Source organism: Novipirellula artificiosorum, from assembly GCF_007860135.1.
In the GTDB taxonomy this organism is placed as follows: domain Bacteria; phylum Planctomycetota; class Planctomycetia; order Pirellulales; family Pirellulaceae; genus Novipirellula_A; species Novipirellula_A artificiosorum.
The window spans coordinates 129676-147114 of sequence record NZ_SJPV01000016.1 but is presented as its reverse complement, the minus strand read 5'-3'; the positions used below and the strand labels follow the sequence as shown (position 1 = coordinate 147114).

16 protein-coding genes are annotated in these 17439 nt (G+C 54.8%); all 16 read right to left on the bottom strand.

The window, feature by feature from the left end; genetic code table 11:
• Window positions 1–454: hypothetical protein (locus Poly41_RS29140; RefSeq protein WP_146530890.1), on the bottom strand; the 454-nt coding region annotated here is incomplete at its 3' end.
• Window positions 455–563: 109 nt separating this feature from the next.
• On the bottom strand, window positions 564–995 hold the full coding sequence (locus tag Poly41_RS29135) for a ParB N-terminal domain-containing protein (protein WP_146530889.1): 432 nt from the start codon (window positions 993–995) through the stop codon (window positions 564–566).
• Window positions 996–1366: 371 nt separating this feature from the next.
• Window positions 1367–1648 carry a hypothetical protein gene (locus Poly41_RS29130; protein ID WP_146530888.1) on the bottom strand — a complete coding sequence of 94 codons (282 nt, stop codon included), beginning with the start codon at window positions 1646–1648 and terminating at the stop codon, window positions 1367–1369.
• A gap of 414 nt (window positions 1649–2062) precedes the next feature.
• Window positions 2063–2683, bottom strand: a complete 621-nt coding sequence (locus Poly41_RS29125) for a hypothetical protein (protein WP_146530887.1) — start codon at window positions 2681–2683, stop codon at window positions 2063–2065.
• Window positions 2684–2789: 106 nt separating this feature from the next.
• Window positions 2790–3428 (bottom strand): metallophosphoesterase family protein, encoded by a 639-nt coding sequence (locus Poly41_RS29120; protein ID WP_146530886.1) that lies wholly within the window; start codon window positions 3426–3428, stop codon window positions 2790–2792.
• 28 nt (window positions 3429–3456) lie between these two features.
• On the bottom strand, window positions 3457–4017 hold the full coding sequence (locus tag Poly41_RS29115; RefSeq protein ID WP_146530885.1) for a 2OG-Fe(II) oxygenase: 561 nt from the start codon (window positions 4015–4017) through the stop codon (window positions 3457–3459).
• Window positions 4018–4564: 547 nt separating this feature from the next.
• Entirely contained in the window at window positions 4565–5605 is a 1041-nt protein-coding gene (locus tag Poly41_RS29110; RefSeq protein WP_146530884.1) for a tyrosine-type recombinase/integrase, read from the bottom strand.
• Window positions 5606–5902: 297 nt separating this feature from the next.
• Window positions 5903–6202, bottom strand: coding sequence for a carbohydrate porin (locus tag Poly41_RS29105; RefSeq protein ID WP_146530883.1), 300 nt, complete (start codon window positions 6200–6202; stop codon window positions 5903–5905).
• A 321-nt stretch (window positions 6203–6523) separates the two neighbouring features.
• Window positions 6524–6778 carry a hypothetical protein gene (locus tag Poly41_RS29100; RefSeq protein WP_146530882.1) on the bottom strand — a complete coding sequence of 85 codons (255 nt, stop codon included), beginning with the start codon at window positions 6776–6778 and terminating at the stop codon, window positions 6524–6526.
• Window positions 6779–6877: 99 nt separating this feature from the next.
• Window positions 6878–8455 (bottom strand): DUF1254 domain-containing protein, encoded by a 1578-nt coding sequence (locus Poly41_RS29095; RefSeq protein ID WP_146530881.1) that lies wholly within the window; start codon window positions 8453–8455, stop codon window positions 6878–6880.
• 135 nt (window positions 8456–8590) lie between these two features.
• On the bottom strand, window positions 8591–10078 hold the full coding sequence (locus tag Poly41_RS29090; protein WP_146530880.1) for a DUF1254 domain-containing protein: 1488 nt from the start codon (window positions 10076–10078) through the stop codon (window positions 8591–8593).
• Window positions 10079–10217: 139 nt separating this feature from the next.
• Window positions 10218–11744 (bottom strand): DUF1254 domain-containing protein, encoded by a 1527-nt coding sequence (locus Poly41_RS29085; protein WP_231616037.1) that lies wholly within the window; start codon window positions 11742–11744, stop codon window positions 10218–10220.
• Window positions 11745–11756: 12 nt separating this feature from the next.
• Complete coding sequence (locus tag Poly41_RS29080; protein ID WP_146530879.1) at window positions 11757–12167, bottom strand: hypothetical protein; 411 nt, start codon at window positions 12165–12167, stop codon at window positions 11757–11759.
• A 54-nt stretch (window positions 12168–12221) separates the two neighbouring features.
• Window positions 12222–13688, bottom strand: a complete 1467-nt coding sequence (locus Poly41_RS29075; RefSeq protein ID WP_146530878.1) for an arylsulfatase — start codon at window positions 13686–13688, stop codon at window positions 12222–12224.
• Window positions 13689–13859: 171 nt separating this feature from the next.
• Window positions 13860–16241: an arylsulfatase gene (locus tag Poly41_RS29070; protein WP_146530877.1), complete on the bottom strand. Its 2382-nt coding sequence runs from the start codon at window positions 16239–16241 to the stop codon at window positions 13860–13862.
• Window positions 16242–16326: 85 nt separating this feature from the next.
• A complete protein-coding gene (locus Poly41_RS29065; protein ID WP_231616036.1) occupies window positions 16327–17352 on the bottom strand; it encodes an HAD family hydrolase in 1026 nt (341 codons plus the stop codon).
• Window positions 17353–17439 lie beyond the last annotated feature (87 nt).

Sequence of the window (17439 nt, the reverse complement as noted above, 5' to 3'; positions counted from 1 at the left end):
TTTCCAGCCGCAGGGCGATGCCAGACAAGATGGCGTCAAGCACCTCGCTTCGTGATGCTGGGCTGTTGTCAACGCAAGCGTCAGCATCGGCAAGGCGAAGAAGCCGCTCTCCTGTCACGTCGTCCCATGCTGGTCTGGGGGAGATACAACTGACCGCCAGCAGGATGTCGGACACCTCGTTCCTAACGGACATCTGCTCCCCTGTCGAGATCCGATAGATGGTTGATTCGTCGCACTGGCAATACTTGGCGAGTTGAGTATGAGTTGGAAATTGATTCCTCCCCGCGCGGTAGGGACTTCCCCGGCGGTTACAGCGTTCGAGGAACTCCCGTAGTTGGTCGCTGTTTGAAGTTGCTGCCAGCTTTCGACGTCGTTCGGCTTCGTATTTTTGTTGTCCCAGTTGGAAGTCGGGGGTGTCAAAGATGCTAACAGTCGATTGATCGCTGTAACTCATTTGTTTTGTTCCTGGTGGATCGGCTGAGGCAAAGTGATTGATGGATGAAGTGCTCTTGGGCAGTACGCAATTGCCCAGCGCCCGTCCTGAGTAAGGTTCGGCAGAATTATCATGTAGTTAGTGATGAAGCCAAAGACGTGTTTTCGGCTGGCCGTTGCCTGTCTTGTTCGATTTGGATCCATCGCATGGCGACCACCTCAGCTGCAGCTCGTCTTTCCGCCATCTCATGGTTTGCGTCGCCCATTGAGCCAAACCACCAGCTGCTCGGATCGGAGTGGGTGGGCAATTGCGGATCGACGTGGCACGCTTTGCGGCGGCACCGTCCGCCGACCAGCTGCCCCTCAGTGTCAAGCAGAATCGGGCGCAACGGGCCTCGCTCGTCGATCGAGTTAACCACATTGCCGGAATCACTTAGGCTGATCTTGGGCAGCGATTGACAATCAGGGTGGGCATTGAAGTTTCCGTGAGTATCGGGCTCTTCTGCATCATCGAGTTCTGGTTGGTCGTGACGAGTTTGATGGTTTGTGGTAGGCGGCTGCATGTTTGCGATCCAAGAAGTGGGGCGGCGGCACGTGTCACCGCGATCCTCCGGAGAGCCCGGAAGAAATTCGCCGCCCCGTAAACCTGTGGGAAGGTGTTGATCGCGATGACAAGCTAATCATCGCATCAAATCGCAATCGCACCAAAAACGTGCAATCTAAGTTTTGGCACCGCGGAGACTCGTCTAGCAACAGGCAGCTGTGAAAGGCGGTGACCTACTGCCTAACGCACGGCAGCGGTATGGAAGGCTTCACGCGGCAACACTTGCTGCCTACGCGATCTGAGCAGCAGACTGCGATTAATAGAATGCAGCTAATAACTCGGGCTTGCCCTTGGTCGACAGACCACAAAAGGGCAAGCCCTTATGGTCCCTTATGGGAATGGCGACATCTGAGTGTCGCCTACAAAAGCACCGGAATGTCGCCACGGAACAAGCCGCTGAAGCTCGCTAATTTGGTGAGCGAGTACCTTTTTTTCCTCCCATGCCGGCATGTCAGAAACGTACGCTATCTCCCAAGTCGATTCGATCGGCATCAAGTCTGCCATGGCAGCGTAGAATGCCAGTGAGCTTCCCCATTTTGGTTTTCCTTTTGCTTCGGGTGGGCCACGGTCAGCGGCGAGCAATCGGCCTGTATTCACTTCGGGGAGCCTCATCGCCGAAGGTCGGCGGTCGCTCCACCTTTGGTGTTGCCCACGAGATGAGGAGGGCACGGGGCCATCAACGGGATCCCATTCGCGTCTTATTTGAACAATTGATGGCGTTTTGTGCTCGGAGGCGGCAATTCGAGACTGCCGCCATTTGGAAAGGACACGACCCAACTCCCACAAGGAAAATTCGACAGGAATTGAACGTTTCACGGAACAATGACTCGCGTCTCAAGCTCGTGCTGTAGCTGCAGCCGGTCGATGAAGCCGGTCGATGAAGCCGGTGCGCCTTCGGTTGGGGACGTTTCGGCGCGTCGGTGTCCGAATTCTGAAGACACAGACGCGAGTTTCACCCTGACCGGACTCCGTTCGGTCGATGCAACCGAGTTCACAAACAGCGTTGCGATTCCGGGTTGCTAGCGGCTACTTACGCTCCCTTGATTCATCGCAGTATTTAGCAGCAAGGTACGCTTTGGCACAGTTCAAGAATTCCTCGGAACATGGCCCGCCGAGACGAAAGAATGTTTCGCAATCGTCTAATTTGCTGAACGGATCGACGCCCCGTTGTAGTTGGTCAGCGATGTCCTTGGCCAACAAGTAAGCCTCCTCAAAACGCGGATGTCCATCGGAGAGTCGTTGAAACCACGGCAGCCAGACCTGGTTGAGATGATCAAGCAGCGACGGTGCTTCGCAATCTTCTGGACTCAACCGAACAACCTTTGGCAGGATCACATAACAAAGGTTGGTATCCTCATCGACCCACAGGTCAACTTCCCACTCTTCTCCGAACAAGGCGAGGTACTCGGCTACATTATGAAGGAAACCCGACCATCCGATCCCGTTGTAGTGATCTTCCAGGAAGTTGATTTCATCAGCAACCAGGTCTGGTGAAAAGCTTCCCGATCGAAATCGGTTGACGATCTGTCGCGAGAGACGAAGCTCTGGTTCGAACATCGCATTTGCGTACTGAGACACGATTGTCTCGAAGTACGCGATTTGGTCCTCCATTTCGCAGAGAAGCTGCGAGGCGCGAGGATCGTTCATGCTCAACTCCAGAGCTCAATGGCTCGCCAAAACGACCAATCCAGCAGGGTTGTCAACGGGCGAATACATCACGAAACGGCCTGAGACTTCCGGTGCTCATTGTTGCTCATGGATGGTTTGCGTTGCGACGGAGTCGCGCTGAAGCTATACATCCTGGCATAAGCTCGGAAGTTTCCGTGTCCAGGATAGCATAGCGACCGGCAAACAACGCGTCCACCACGACAAAGTAACGCCCATCATTCAGCTGAATAGACGTTCCTCCATTCCAATCCAAGACTGCCTTCGGTGAGGCGAGAATCCACCGGTGGTAGTGTCCAGTAAAAATCAATCGATTAGAGACTGCGCCGAAAATGCGGTCCAAACGCTCGCCGCCAGTCGGCGGGCCGCCAAAGAACCAGAGCTCTTCAAGCACGGTAGGATCGAGCCAGGGTTCGATGTGTGTGAATAGGCAGTCACCGATTTTGAGACGCGGCTCTAGCGATCCCATGTACTGGATCACCAGATCGCTATATTTCCGTCGAGTCTCGTCGCTGACTTCGTAGCAGAGTCCAAAGTCATGATTGCCCCAGACGCCGATCACACCGGCATCGGAAAGCAACTGGCACGTTTCTTCAACTCGCTCACCCGTTTCAACGACATCGCCCACCATAACGATCTGGTCGACAGCTTGCTTGTCCAACTCATCCAGCACTGCCTGCAACTGTTCGACGTGTTCGTGAATATCGGTGATGATGCCAAGTTTCATAGCAGAACGAATTCCTCAAAATGTGCATCTACTGTTCAGTTTTCACAAACATGACATCGGACCGTAACACATACTTGCGGCCTTGCCGCACTTCAGCGCCCATGTGCTTGAGCCAGTGACTAAACAGAAGTGCCATGCCAACTTGAGGCCTGATTTTTAGTCCGCCGCTGAATGCGGTTTCGCCACCAGAAAAATCGTCGTTCAAGTAGACGAGGAACGTAAGAAAGCTCTTTTGGCCATTCTCTCGTCGATGAATGCCGTCGGCATGCCATCTGAACCTCTCGCCGACGTCGTAGCGGTAAAACCGCATTCGCTCGTTCAGTCCCACCGACGTCCAACCCTTTGCCACGTTGGGAACATCTTGGGCGATGCGTTGCCATAGTTCATCGGATTTCTGCTCATCATCCAGCAGCACGCGCGTGTTGTTCCGAACGTCCAATTGTCGCTCTGGTCCGGACTGAGTGTTGATCGGAGCCGGCTGGTAGCAGAGCGACTCGCTCAACGCGATCCATTGTTCGCATTCCTGCGGTGTGAACAGGTTCGCGATCGTGAAGATGCCTTCCTTTACCCGTACCAGATTTCTCAACATGCCTTCAGTACCTTACGTCGTTACGAAATACCTGCACGTCCCAAGTTAATGCTCTATTCACGGTCCCGGGACAGCCACGCGAATAGAATGCAAAGGCCGGATACTACCGCAGCCATTGACCAGCCTATGCTTGGACTGCGAACCGATATTCGAGCACGGAGCTCCGTTTCTTGTCCCCATCCTCTGATTCCGTCATCTCGTCCTCCGAGCAATTTCGATTGGACTATGACCAATCTGTATCCTAACCTAAGGCAAAAAGCAAATTGCGCGCCGGAGCACGATGAGATCGATGGTGGCTCACCAGATATCCATCCGAATCGTCGCGGCAAGACCTCCGCAAGCCAGCATGAGCTTCAAAGAAAGTCGCAACATCGCGCCCTGGCTAATGGTGCGGACATCACCGCAATAAGATTCCGCTTAGTAACTGCCAACTGCAGTCGGGTGGACCAGTCTATGGCACGAAGCCAAACGGCTTCGGAGCTTCGGTCATGACACCTCCGCAGGTTACGCGGAGGCATCGACGCTCCTGTGAACAAACTGACACCGGTCAGGCTTGCTGAAATCTTCTGCGGCAGCAGGGACACTCGCCATCGAATCCATGATGCAACGCTGTGAACGCAGTTGGCTGCGGCAGTGACATGATCGCTTTGAAAGCGAGTGGGTCGCGATGTGCGTAGTGCCGATACGTCACGCCGCCAACAGAATGTCCGAGGATCTCGATTGACGATTCCGGCATGTGCTCGTCGTAGTACGTTGCCGAAGTCTTGCGAAGATCTTTCAGAACCCAGAGCTTCTCTTCACCCGTCTCCACATCCTGCTTTGGCTTGAGGCGGGCCAACTCACACAGCAATTGAAATTGTTTGTTGGGCCGTGACGTGCCGCCCGCAAAGACGGGCTCGTCGGGCTGGGGATTCTCCGGGCGGATGCTCTTGAGGTGCGCATGAACGACACGGTTCATTGGACGGTGAAACTGCTTGTTGGTTTTCACACGTCGGTAGTACAGCCAACCATAGCGACACTCCTTGCCTTGGCCATTCGGAGGTTCTGGTCGCCATGACACATGTCGCCACAATATCGGCTCATGAAATCCGGCGGACCCGAACACAGTCCCGGTGTCGACTCCGTAGTTGAAGAACACGACCAGTGCGGCTCGCCAATAATGACCAACCGTGAAAGGCTGCTTCCAGCCGCGCAATTGCGGCAGTTGGTATGTGGCAAAGTAGAGAGCGTTGAGATCTGGTTTCGTCAGATAGTGCCGGCCAGCAACATCTCGTTGCGGTTTCGGACTGGGGAATCGGGGTAGCTTGGCAACGTAATCTTGCTCCCAGGCCCATGACATGATGGCTCGAAGATTCTCTCGAGCCTTGTTCGCAGTGCGACCCGGATTGGAACCGCCATCCTCAGCAGCTTTGTTGTGAACCCAGTCCAAGAAATCGCGAATGTGCGATCGATTGATCCGATCGACATCAACGCCGTTGCCCCAGGTAGTCCACTTGGTGACCGTCGACTTGTATTCTTTGCGGGTCCCGCCCGAGAGTTTCTTGGCAGTCAGATACTTAACTGAAATTGCTTCAACGCTGTTGGACATGGTGACGACTCCAAGGCCGTCGGCATATCACATCAGTGTTTGGATCCTTCGCCAGCCGAAAGCCGGTGGACTGGCTTCTTGCAGAACCTCCTGTCACTCCTCGAAATTGTTGACGCAGTCATTCGCTGCACTTACCGTCCAAAGTAGTCCAAGATTTGGAGGAAACTGCGGCGAAGCAATTTCGCTAAGTCGCGTAGACCGATGCAACCGAAAGCACGACGGGTGTCTAGGTGCTGCGCTGTTAATGGCCAACCTCGCACCCTTGCCGTTTTGGGTGATCTCGATCTGATACCGGCGCTACGGGGTCACAGTGAATCGGAGCCCGACCGCTAGCGCGTCACGGTAGATTCCGGATGGACTAGCGATGTACTGGATATCGGGCTGCATACTGACGGTTGCGGTGACCTGCGCTTTGTAGAAGGTTTCCACTACCGTTTCCTGGTTCGTGCCACCGAGGTTCAGTCGAGCCCAGGCGATGCCCGCGCCGATCACGTCTTCGTCGCGACCAGGCAATAAGCCTCGGTACACAACACCCGCCGCCGCGCCAAGGTGCGAGCACAGCAAGAACACGAAGGCTGCGAAGTACAACCAGGGCATGATGGGGACATGTACTCATCCTGTGTACAACCTGTGAAGCAGGACCATCCACACGTAGTTTTCGACTGATAGCAGGACTGCGAGCGACAATTCTCCGCACAATCGGCGTAACCGTTACATCTGTGCAGAGTGGACATTGCCATGCGCGCTTGGCTGACCGTCCCAACGGAATCGCGTGCCCAAAAGGCAACTCGACTGAATTGCCGGGCAAATCGGCGTGAAGATCGCGGAGAGAATAGTCAGCAAGTTCAGGCGCCGGTTGGTCTTCTCCTGGGCGTTCATTTGAAAGCCGGATCTCAGGTCGCGAATTCGTCTATCCAGCTAGTCCAGGGTTCGTTCTGCCGACTTCAGATTGGCCAGGGCACAATTCATGAAGTCGCGGGCGTCAGCGAGTTTGAAGAAGGCCTTATCCGTGGTACTCAGCTTGTCCAGCCAGTCTTCGAATTCGCTGGGTTCAAATCCTTCTAAGTCAATCCAAATCCTTGCATCGGCCTTCGTGCGCGCTTCCGATAATTCCTCTAGGGATAGAGGCTTCAGTTGCACCGTTTCGTCGATCTGAAAGCTGTTGACAATCATGGTCCTACTTCCGTTTCCTCATTACTTTACTTCACCTGATCAACAAGGTTCTCGACGGATCGATTCGGGCCGGCATTCGCTCAGCAGAACCCCAGCCACTTACTTCACGAGTTCCAGTTCGCTCGGACGCCAGGTCTTGTTGAGCCACGGCTTGAGCGGGCCGTACAACCGCAGGAGGATGAACCAGCTCTTTTCCGGAACGGTCTGGATCCAGTTGCTCTCCTTGCCCTTCGGGGCCTTGGGAGCAAAGTAGATGTCATACGAGCCATCCGCATTCGGCTTCAACTCGCCACTGAGGCTGTTCACGCCGGCGAACGGTTGATCGGTCTGCAGCATGGAACGGTGCTGCGTGTCGTAGATGGTCACGGACCAGTTGTCCTTGGCCGGCACGTTGGGCGGCAGGTGCAGCTTGTAGGTTTTGGCTCCGTCGAGTGGCTGGTGTTTCGAATCCATTCCGACAATGCCGTAGTCCGACCCGACCCCCGGTTTGATTCCTGCCATGGCAGGAGTCACACAAACCGCGTTGAAGTGCATCCAGAGGCGGGCATCGATCCGACGAATCCCGTCTTTCAGGAAGAAGCAGTTCTTGTCGGGAAATGCCATCACCCATTCGCTGTCGGTCTCCGGATAGTAACGGTGACCCGGATCGCGTGGATAGACGGTGTTGGCTCGGGCATAGCCGCTGCCGATCGCCACCGCTTCGGTGAGCAGTTTCTTCATGCGGGCATCGGGTTTGAAGGGCTTGCCTTTCTCGATGCCGATACCGGCGAGCAGGCCGCGGGTTTCGGGTCCGATGAATTCGATCGGCTCCTTCTGGATGATCTCATTGAGCCGCTCAAAGTAACTGAAGTCATTCGGTGGGACCGTGTTGTAATGAACCCCTGACATGTTTTTGAACTCCATCTTCGGAGGGTTGTCCTTCTTCGCCAGCGGATAGACCTTCAGGTTGGCCTTGATGTTGTCGGCGGACTTCTTGACGTCCGCCGGGTTGGTCACGCTGCCGCGCACGTAGCCCCGCATAAAGTTCCAGACCACATAGCTCGTGGATTTGACGACAAAGTAGCCTTCCGGCACATCGCCCTCGTATCCCGGAGGCAGTACCAGGTACTTGCCGCCCTTGCCCTTGTCCGGTCCGGCGGCACCCATGTCGCTGAGGTAGCGCATGTCGCCGTCGTCGAGGATTCCCAGCACATCGGGCGGGACCTCGATCACGGTGGGGCCGTCCTTCTCCAGATCGAGAAAGCCCCAGGTGTAGAGCGAGGTGTTGTTGTAGGTCAGGACCAGCGACTTGGAATCGCCGAGCTGTTCCCAAAGGACGATCTGATTGGAATCGCCCATGTTCATGTCCCGGCTCCCCTGGAGGAGGCTGTAGGTGGACACGGCGGGGATCATTTCAATGTAGACCTGCACCGCGCGGGCGCGGTCCACATAGTCGTAGAGCGCATCCTTGGTCCCTCCGATCGGAACTCCGTCGAAATATTCGAGGGTGCCAATCGGCGTCTCCACCTTGTCCGGGGTGACGATCGACTCCGGAATATCCGTGGTCATTTTCATCTTGGGCTTTTGCGTGTCCTTCGCTTCTTGAGCGACAGCCAGCTTGGTTGTGCCGCACAGAATGCATGTCATCAGAAGCACCGCGGCAAGAGGCCCTGATTTCGTTTGGAATATTTGTTTCATTTTTATGTGCCTGTTCTTTACTCTCGTATTAGTTGTTTTGACTTCGTTGCCTTTACGTGGCTGTGGCTTCCAGCCGCAGCGTTCTCCTACCCAACTGCGGCTGGAGGCCACAGCCACGTTAGTTTCCGGTATTCTCTATTTCACTTTCTCGATCTTGCTCATCGGGAACGTTTGGTCGAAGTAAGCTTGCTCTGGACCATAGAGCCTCAGGTAGACGAAGAAGGACTGGCCTTTGTTGGTCTGGACCCAGTTCACTTCTTTGCCCTCGGGGGCGGTCGGTCCAAAGTACAGATCCACTGAGCCGTCGTCGTTCTTGATCAGACCTTCGGTGCGGGATGAACGGTCCGACCGTTTGATTTCGTTGCGGATGATCAATCGATTCTCGATGTCATAGACGGTAACTGACCAAAAGTTGGCTGCCGGTGGATTGGGACCGACGTGGAGCTTGTAATTGTTGCCCCCCATCAATGCTTTGTCGTCGGCATCGTAGTAACTTCCCAGATAGGCTGAACCTTGGCCTGCCACCCGCGAGACCATGCCGGCCGACGTGGTGGTCGCCTCGAAACCGTAGGATGCCCGCTCGTTGAACTGCGAGTACGTCGGCAGATCGATTTTCGGATTCATCCCGGCCATCGCGTCTTCAAAACCGGAGTCCTTGCCATAGAGTGATGTTGGGAACATCTCCCTGGTTTTGTTGAAGGAGATCGCTTGCGACATGGCCATGCCAACGTCCAGGCCTTGCTGCAGAATCTCTTTCTGCTGAGCAGTCGGCTTGAACGGTTTTCCTTTTTCGATGCCGACGTCCTTGAGCCAGGCGTAGAAGAAGCGGTCGCGATCCGCCATCGGTTCACGCTGAACATAGGTGTTCACCAGTTCCCAGAACCGCATGTCGCGTGGCTGGGTGTTGAGCTCGACCTTGTCACCCGGCTTCGGGTCGTACTTAATGAACTTGGTCTTCGGCGGATTGTCGGCTTCCGACAATTTATAGGCCTTCACGGCTGTCCTGAGTTTCTTGGCTTCATCCCCGGTGCCGAGCGCACGGTAGAAGTAGAGCACTCGGAAGGTGTCGGATTGGATGATTTTGCCATCGAAGTTCTTTGGGTAATTCTGCCCCGGCCCAACCAGCAACAGTTTTCCCGGCTTACCATTGATCTCGTGGATGGGCTGCATCCACGCGTTATCGACCACGCCGTAGATCGCCCCGGGCGGCAGGTCAACGACCACAGGCCCGGTCTTCGACAGGTCCGACATTGCGAGCGTGTAAGGGGTGGTCACGTTCGCGGTCATGTAGGGATAGACGCCGTCGTAACCGTCATAGAGGCCAAAGAAGATGTCGGTGTCAGACAGATCCAACCCGTTGGAGGTCTTAAAATTGCTGAGCAGTGCCGGATAAAGCGTTTCGAAATTCATCATCGGCATCGCCCAAGTGACCAGTTGAGTGGCTCGCTGCTGAAGAATCCGGCGATGCAAAAGCTCCGCCGTCTCTTTGGTAATGGTCTGGCCCTGAAATTCAAGTTTACCCAGATAAGTTTCTTGAACGGTTTGAGCCGAAGCACTCGGCAGCATGGTGTTGCACGCGATGACGGCAACCAAAGCTACGATGAATCGTGTTGGGTTTTTCATGGTTTTTCTTTCTTAGTAATTGGATCTGTGTTTGTTCTTGCTTGTTCGGGGGTGGTAGTTGGTCTCAGTCCCATCGTGGCTGGGGCTTCCAGCCCCAGTACAGAAAGACACTGCGGCTGGAAGCCGCAGCCACGGTCTGCTATTCCAACAGTTCGAAGTCGTTGAGGATCCATGACTTTTCGATGTAGCCTTCCAGTGGGCCATAGAACCTGAAGACCACGAAGAATCCCTTGTCAGGATCTGTCTTGATCCAGTTCTTTTTGCCTTCAGGCTTTTTCGGGCCGAAGTAAATGTCCACGGAGCCATCGTCATTAACTTCAGGTTTGCCCGTGCTGCCGACGTTGATGTTTCCTCCCGAACCGAGCAGGCTCCGGCTGATTGGGTCATAGGCCGTCACTGCCCAGAAGCGTTTGACGGGAGGCTTGGCCGGCACACGCAAACGATAGATCTTGTCGCCAAGAAGATAGACGCCTTCTTTGTCTCTGAACGCGGTCAAGTAAGAAGTCCCCACACCCGCAGTGGTAGAAAGCAGGTTCGGTGAAACGCAAATCGCCTGATAGTGCCAGAGGGTTCGGGCGTCGATGTCGTTGTGGCCGTCAGCGACGAACTCGGTGTTGCGAATGAACATTTTTTCCCAATGCCGATTCGGCCAATAATTAATTTCCGGATCGCGCGATGCGTAGACGATTGCCCGCGACATGGCGACACCCTGTTTGGCTGCCGTGTCGAAGATGCCTTGCATCCGCTGGTCCGGTTTGAAGGGCTTGCCCTTTTCGATCCCCAACGTGGCCAGTCGTCCCAACAATTCTTTGTCGAACAATTCCGTCGGCTCGTACTGGATGATCTCGTTCAACATCGTGAACACCGAGCCATCTTCGGGAGGCAGAGTATTGGCACCGATACCGGAGCAATTGACTGCGGTGTGTTCCCGCGGGCCTGTGGCCAAAGGGTAAACCTTCAAGCGATCCTTGAACCATTTCACGGCCTGATCGCCATTGCCAACTTCGCCGAAGCCGCGCATCATCGCCCAGATCCGGTAGCCCGGTGAGCGGAACACAAAATAACCTTTTGGAGTTTCGCCTTTGAAACCTGGCGGCAGGAACAGGTACTTGCCGCCCTTGGCCTTGTCCGGTCCGGTGGGGCCGAAGTCGGTGAGGTATTTGAAAGCGGCGTCGTTGGCATTGCCATACATTCCCGGCGGGATCTCCACGACGGTGGGGCCGTCGACTTTCAAGTCGATGGAGGCAAAGGCATAGACCGTGATGTTGTTTCCGGTCAGGTAGTTCTCACTCGGTGTCATGAAGTCGGCCATGACGCCGACGTCCGAAGCGGACTTGAACCCGAAGTCGCGAATCTGCGATTTGACGATGCTGTAGAGTGAGAGCGACGGATAGAAATCCATATACGCCTGGGTGGCGCGCTGCCGATCCATCTCGTCGTAGATCTTCTGCGTCGAGGCTTCTGTCGGAAACGAACCGCCTTCGAACTCCAGGCTGCCAAAGTTGGTTTCCATCTTGTCGGGGGCCGGTTTGAAATCCTTGGCTGCCTGTTTCGCTCCGGGGCTCTTGAAGAGGTTTTTGTTTTCTCCAGCATCGTCAGCCTGCACCGACGCTGCCATACGAACCGCCGCGAGGACGGCCAGAGCGAGGACGGTGAGTGATTTCATTTTCATGACGTTCTAGCCTTCTATCTCATGAATTCTGCGACGGATTTCGGTCCGCCACTTGGCGGCCTTCTCCTGCTGTTGGTTCAGCAGGATGCCGAGGATGTACGCGGTAACTGCGGCCCCGATCAGGGCGACCCCTATCTCGAATACGATGTCGATTACAAACTCTCCGCTGCCTTCCGACAGGAACCTGGTAACCTGCGAAAACTTGAACCATTTGGAGAGCGCGACAAAGGCGACTCCCAGGAGTCCGCCGGCCCATAGAAAGATCAGGTGGACCTTGACCGGTGCCGAAACTTCGTCGATCTGGTCCGGATGATCACGGAAGTAATGCACCTCTTCGTCGCTTACCTGGCCCGCCTTCCCTTTCAAAAAGAGCTTAAGGAAGACCGCGTCGCGTTCGTCCTGCTTATGGATGTTCATCGTTAAATCCGGACAGGGCGAGGTTTGTTAGTGATTTCATTTTCTTATCTCCAATTAATCGATGTCTGTTAGGCTGACGCCGGGCGGGTTCGGATGTTCCTCAAGCGATTGCTTGTACTCACCGATGATCCGCAGGTAGTGTCGGAAGACCCAGGCGTTGTCTGCGCAAATGTTGATCTGCTCACGCGGGTCCATTTCGATGTTGAAGAGGTCCGGCAGTTCGTTGTTCATCAACCGAACACCCAAACCTCCTTCTTTGGATGGGTTGCCTGCCGAACTCGTGAACGAATTCGGGTACATGCGATAGTGTCGCCAGCGCACGGCGGCCAAATCGTTATTGACGAAAGTGATCAGGTGCTCGCGGTTCGACTTCTCCTGCTTTCCTAGGAAGAAGTCGCTTTGATTGACCCCGTCATAAGGACGGTCTGCAGGCAGCTTCGCACCGATGATCTCAGCCAGCGTCGGAACGAAGTCGTGCAAAGAAACCATCTCGTTACTTTTTCGTGGCTTGATCTTGCCCGGCCACTTGATCATGCCCGGCACACGCAGTGAACCTTCCAGTGCATCGCCGAGTTCTCCCCGGAAGGGTCCATTGTTTCCGCCGGGGTATGCCATCGGGTTGCCGGTGGGGCAGGCAGAGTTGTCGGAAAGCCAGATCACGATGGTGTTGTCTTCGATCCCAGCTTGCTTGATGGCATCGAGGACTTGGCCTGTGCGGTGGTCAAGTTCCATGATCGCGTCGCCGTACGCGTGGCTTGACTTCCCCTTGAATTCGGGTGTCGTAACGTTCGGATAGTGCGTATGGGTCCAACCGACGTAGAGGAAAAACGGTTTGTCGTCATTCGCCTGTCGCTTGATGTAATCGACCGAGGCCTTGGCGATGTCTCCTTCGATTTGGCGACGGTAATCGACCGTGTACTCCCGCACCGCCTTGAGATTTCCGTTGGGCTCAGACTCGTAGATTTTCGGAACGACTTTTTGAATGTCTGACTCGGGAATGGCGGCGCGTTCCATGTGTCCTCGATAGAGTGTTCCATCGGTCGTTTCGATAACGCCGACGTGATATTCGTCGAAGCCCTGACGCGTGGGCCAACTCTGCTCTTCTGACCCGAGGTGCCACTTGCCCGCCATGCCCGTCGCGTACCCCTGGCTCCTGAAGATTTCAGCCATGGTCAATTCATTGGCCTGCAATGTGTTCGGTGTACCACCAATGATGATGGTGCCCAATCCTGAACGACACGAATAGCGTCCCGTCATCAGGGCGGCCCGCGAAGGCGTGCAGCCCGGCTCTACGAGGAACTGCGTCATCTGCAATCCTTCCCGTGCCAATCGGTCGATGTTAGGCGTGGGCATGCCGCGAATTTCACCGCCGCCGTAGACGCCGATGTCGCCCCACCCCACATTGTCGGCCAGCATCAAAACGACGTTGGGTTTGTCGGACTCTTGTTGGGCCACCGCATTCTGCGTATCAGTCAGACCTGCTGCCAGCAGGCAGGACCAGGCGAGTATGATTGTTTTCATTGTTTTCGGTTTGATTGGGTTCTCTAGGGTTCTCTATGACATTGAACGCTGCAGGCGTGATCTACTTCACCAACTCGATCTCGCCACAACCGAAGCTCGGCCCCAACCGACTCGGTTGGAACTGGTGCACAAGGGGCATGCTCCATGCCCCTCATGCATCGTTCAAGCTTTCTACTTCTTCTTCGCCGGGATGCTAATCGTGACGTCGTTCACACGTCCGGTGAACTCCGAGTCCTCAGCATTTTTGAAGACCTTGTCAGCCACGGGCGTAGCCTCATCGATGCCGACATCGGCGGTTTCATCGGCTGAGTAAACCGCGGGTTGCGTCTTCTCGACTCGACCATCGGCGACTTTCTCGCCATCCACAAAGAGAGTGGCCTGGCCTCCTTTGCCGTTGCCGCCTCCGTCATATTCGAATACCAATGTGATCTCGGCGCTCTTGTTATCAATCGCTTTCGGGGACGTGACGGTGTAACTCTTCAATCCAAACCAGTTGTAGGTGTACGCAGGCTTGCCTTGATCCATGTACAAAGCCCAGCCGCCGAACTTGCCGCCCTGGCAAAGAATCACACCTCGGTCACTCCCTTTAAGATCCACATTGGCAACGATCGTTTTCGACGTGTTCTTCTCGTTGATAAAGGTGTTCTCCAGGATCCCCGTCATACCCTGGCCGAGGGTCAGGCTGGTTCTGTCACCCATCAGGTCAGGTCGACCAGCGATGGCTGCGTTGAAGCGTTCGTAAGACCGGTCATCCAGTGGGTAGACACTGTTGGCAATGGCCTCCTTCTTGAACAGTTCCTGCATCTCTTTCAGTTTGTCAGGATGCTTGTCAGCCAGATTGTTCGTCAGGCTGAAGTCTTCTTCCGCATTGAAGAGTTCCCACACGTCGTTTTGCAAAGTGTGAATGGGATCATTTTCCCATGGCACACGGTGTACGACACGCGCCAGCCAGCCTTCGTGATAGATCGCGCGGTTGGCAAAAATCTCGAAGTACTGGGTCGTGTGTCGATCTTTGGCGTTTGCATCGTCCGTTGCATACAACATGCTCACTCCAGAGAGTGGCTTCTGCTTGACGCCGTTGACCATCGTTGGCTGGGGCAGTTTCGCTGCTTCCAGGACAGTCGCTGCCACATCGTTGACATGGTGCCACTGCGAACGAATTTCACCTTTTGCTTTGATCCCTTTCGGCCAGTGCATGACCATCCCGTTGCGAGTGCCACCATAGTCGGCGGCCATTTGCTTGGTCCAGGTAAACGGTGCGTCCGTAGCTACGGCCCAAGCCGCTGAAAAGTGCGGGAACGAATTCGGGCCACCCCAGTCGTCGGCGCGAGCCAACATGCTTTCGGTGGTTTCCGCATCAAAAATGCCGTTCAGGTGAACCAGTTCGTTGTAGGTTCCTTCCAGGCCTCCTTCGCCACTGGAGCCGTTGTCACCCATGATGTAGATGAACAGCGTGTTGTCCAACGCGCCCATGTCGTCGATCGCATCGGCCAGCCGCCCGACTTCTTTGTCGGTGTGCTCGGCGAAGCCGGCGAACGCCTCCATTTGCAGAGCAAATAGTTCACGTTCCTTGTCACTTAACTTCTCCCAATCCTTGATGTCCGTTGGCATGGGAGCCAGCTTGGTGTTTTCTGGAATGATGCCCATGGCTTTTTGACGAGCAAACGTCTCTTCGCGGTACTTGAGCCAGCCAGAATCGAATTTCCCGTCGTACTTTTCGATCCACTCTTTCGGTGCGTGGTGCGGAGCGTGGGTGGCTCCCGGTGCGTAGTAAATGAAGAACGGTTTTTCGGGAGTCATGGCCTGTTGAAACTTCATCCAGTTGATGGCTTCGTTAGTCATGTCCGTCGTAAAGTGATAATCGGGATCGTCCTTCTTTGCGACTTTCGTGACGCCGTCAAAAATCACGGGGTCCCATTGGTTGGTTTCGCCACCGATGAAGCCATAGAATTTGTCAAATCCTGAATGGGTTGGCCAGCGGAAATACGGCCCCGATACGGAGACTTCCCACGTCGGTGTTTCGTGCCACTTGCCGAATGCAGCCGTGCTATAGCCGTTGTGACGCAGAGTCTCCGCAAAGTATTTGGCATCGTTCGATCGTTCGCCCTGGTTGCCAGGAAATCCAGTGGCGATTTCCATCACGCAGCCAACGTTGACTTCGTGATGATTCCGACCGGAAAGCAACGCGGCTCGTGTGGGCGAACATAGAGCGGTCGTGTGGAAATGGTTGAAACGCAATCCGTTGTTTGCCAAACGATCAAAGGTCGGTGTTTCAATGGCTCCACCAAAAGTGCTTGTCGCACCGAAGCCAATGTCATCAATCAAAACAATGACGACGTTGGGAGCGCCTTCGGGTGGCTTGATCTGAAACATCGGAGGCTTGGTGGCATCTCGAGCGTCCAGCACCTCAATGGGTGCGTATGTCGGTGGCTGTATAGGCAGAACAGTTCTGTCCATTTTGTACTGGGCTCCGTCTTGCGCCGTGGCAGACTGGTTGTTGCAAACCAGGAGCGCCGCAACGGCAAGGAGTAGAATCAGGAGTTTCATTTTCATCGTGTTAGTACCCTGTGATAAAGTGTTAAAGTGTTATTTGTTGATGTCAGACAGCGCGCCGCCCCCCCCTTTTCCGGCCCATTGGTTAGTCGTTTGAAAATATGGTCTTCCAGTCCGATTTCATGTTCAAGACATGCCAGCCCTGTGCCTTCGCTGTCTTGAGCGAAGCGTTATCTTTTTCCGCATACGCGTATTCACGTTCGTCATCGTCGTGATTGACGAGCAATTGAAATGAAGGCAAAGTGTTGCTGTGGCAATACGTCAACATGCCGATGTCGCCACCGCTGCGAACGTTTCCGCCTGCAAAGATCGGTTTGCGACCAATGTGCAAATCAATTCCCGTGGGCTTGGTCGCCTTGTCATTGAAGAACAGGTGGTCTGCCGTCTTGAACAGTTGCCACTTGCCATCAACTTGTTTGAACACATTTCGGCCGTTAGTCCCGATCACGTTTTCCGGAACAATCCCATAGGTTTCTTCCGAGATGGCTCGCATGAAATCGATTCCGCCGCCGGAACAGATATAGGTCTTGAACCCATTGGCACGCAGGTAAGCCAGCAACTCGACCATCGGTGTGTAGGCGAGCTGTGTGTAAGCCACATTGAGCTTCGGGTGTTTGGCGGTCGCAAAGAAATCCCTGACGTGGCGATCAAACTCTTCCACCGACATGCCGGCATGCGAAGTTTCCATCACCTTCAGGAACTCGTGTCCCCCGTTGATCAAATCGTCAACGAGATGTTGCGGGTCGCCCGCCAGCACAGATTTATACGGTTCCTGTTCCTTCCATTCGGGATGATCGCCTGCCATCGCCTTAATGCGATATACAGCGAATTCAAACTGCACTACCGGTTGTTCGCACCATAACGTTCCGTCGTTATCGAAGGTCGCGATCCGCTGTTCCGGCGGCACAAACTTCGGGCCACCCTCTTTGGTGACCTCCTGCACGAACTGAAGGATCGACGATTTGGTCGGTCCGTCATTCCATGATCCCAGCGGATCCGCATGCTGTGTACTACTGTCACTGCTGGCCAGCGCCTGCTCCTGGGCCATTGCCGATACCGTGAGCATCAGAGTCAGGGCGATACCCATCATTGCTTGTTGAATCATCTTCATCTCGCTCTCACTGTTCGTTGTTTCGTGCCATCTGTGGCTTCTAGCCGCAGTGCTCTTTCTGAACTGGGGCTGGAAGCCCCAGCCACG

Coding starts and splice junctions, on each gene's coding strand:
- Poly41_RS29135 (WP_146530889.1), bottom strand. CDS start 995: ATGCAGCCGCCTACCACAAACCATCAAACTCGTCACGACCAACCAGAA.
- Poly41_RS29130 (WP_146530888.1), bottom strand. CDS start 1,648: ATGAGGCTCCCCGAAGTGAATACAGGCCGATTGCTCGCCGCTGACCGT.
- Poly41_RS29125 (WP_146530887.1), bottom strand. CDS start 2,683: ATGAACGATCCTCGCGCCTCGCAGCTTCTCTGCGAAATGGAGGACCAA.
- Poly41_RS29120 (WP_146530886.1), bottom strand. CDS start 3,428: ATGAAACTTGGCATCATCACCGATATTCACGAACACGTCGAACAGTTG.
- Poly41_RS29115 (WP_146530885.1), bottom strand. CDS start 4,017: ATGTTGAGAAATCTGGTACGGGTAAAGGAAGGCATCTTCACGATCGCG.
- Poly41_RS29110 (WP_146530884.1), bottom strand. CDS start 5,605: ATGTCCAACAGCGTTGAAGCAATTTCAGTTAAGTATCTGACTGCCAAG.
- Poly41_RS29105 (WP_146530883.1), bottom strand. CDS start 6,202: ATGCCCTGGTTGTACTTCGCAGCCTTCGTGTTCTTGCTGTGCTCGCAC.
- Poly41_RS29100 (WP_146530882.1), bottom strand. CDS start 6,778: ATGATTGTCAACAGCTTTCAGATCGACGAAACGGTGCAACTGAAGCCT.
- Poly41_RS29095 (WP_146530881.1), bottom strand. CDS start 8,455: ATGAAACAAATATTCCAAACGAAATCAGGGCCTCTTGCCGCGGTGCTT.
- Poly41_RS29090 (WP_146530880.1), bottom strand. CDS start 10,078: ATGAAAAACCCAACACGATTCATCGTAGCTTTGGTTGCCGTCATCGCG.
- Poly41_RS29085 (WP_231616037.1), bottom strand. CDS start 11,744: ATGAAATCACTCACCGTCCTCGCTCTGGCCGTCCTCGCGGCGGTTCGT.
- Poly41_RS29080 (WP_146530879.1), bottom strand. CDS start 12,167: ATGAACATCCATAAGCAGGACGAACGCGACGCGGTCTTCCTTAAGCTC.
- Poly41_RS29075 (WP_146530878.1), bottom strand. CDS start 13,688: ATGAAAACAATCATACTCGCCTGGTCCTGCCTGCTGGCAGCAGGTCTG.
- Poly41_RS29070 (WP_146530877.1), bottom strand. CDS start 16,241: ATGAAAATGAAACTCCTGATTCTACTCCTTGCCGTTGCGGCGCTCCTG.
- Poly41_RS29065 (WP_231616036.1), bottom strand. CDS start 17,352: ATGAAGATGATTCAACAAGCAATGATGGGTATCGCCCTGACTCTGATG.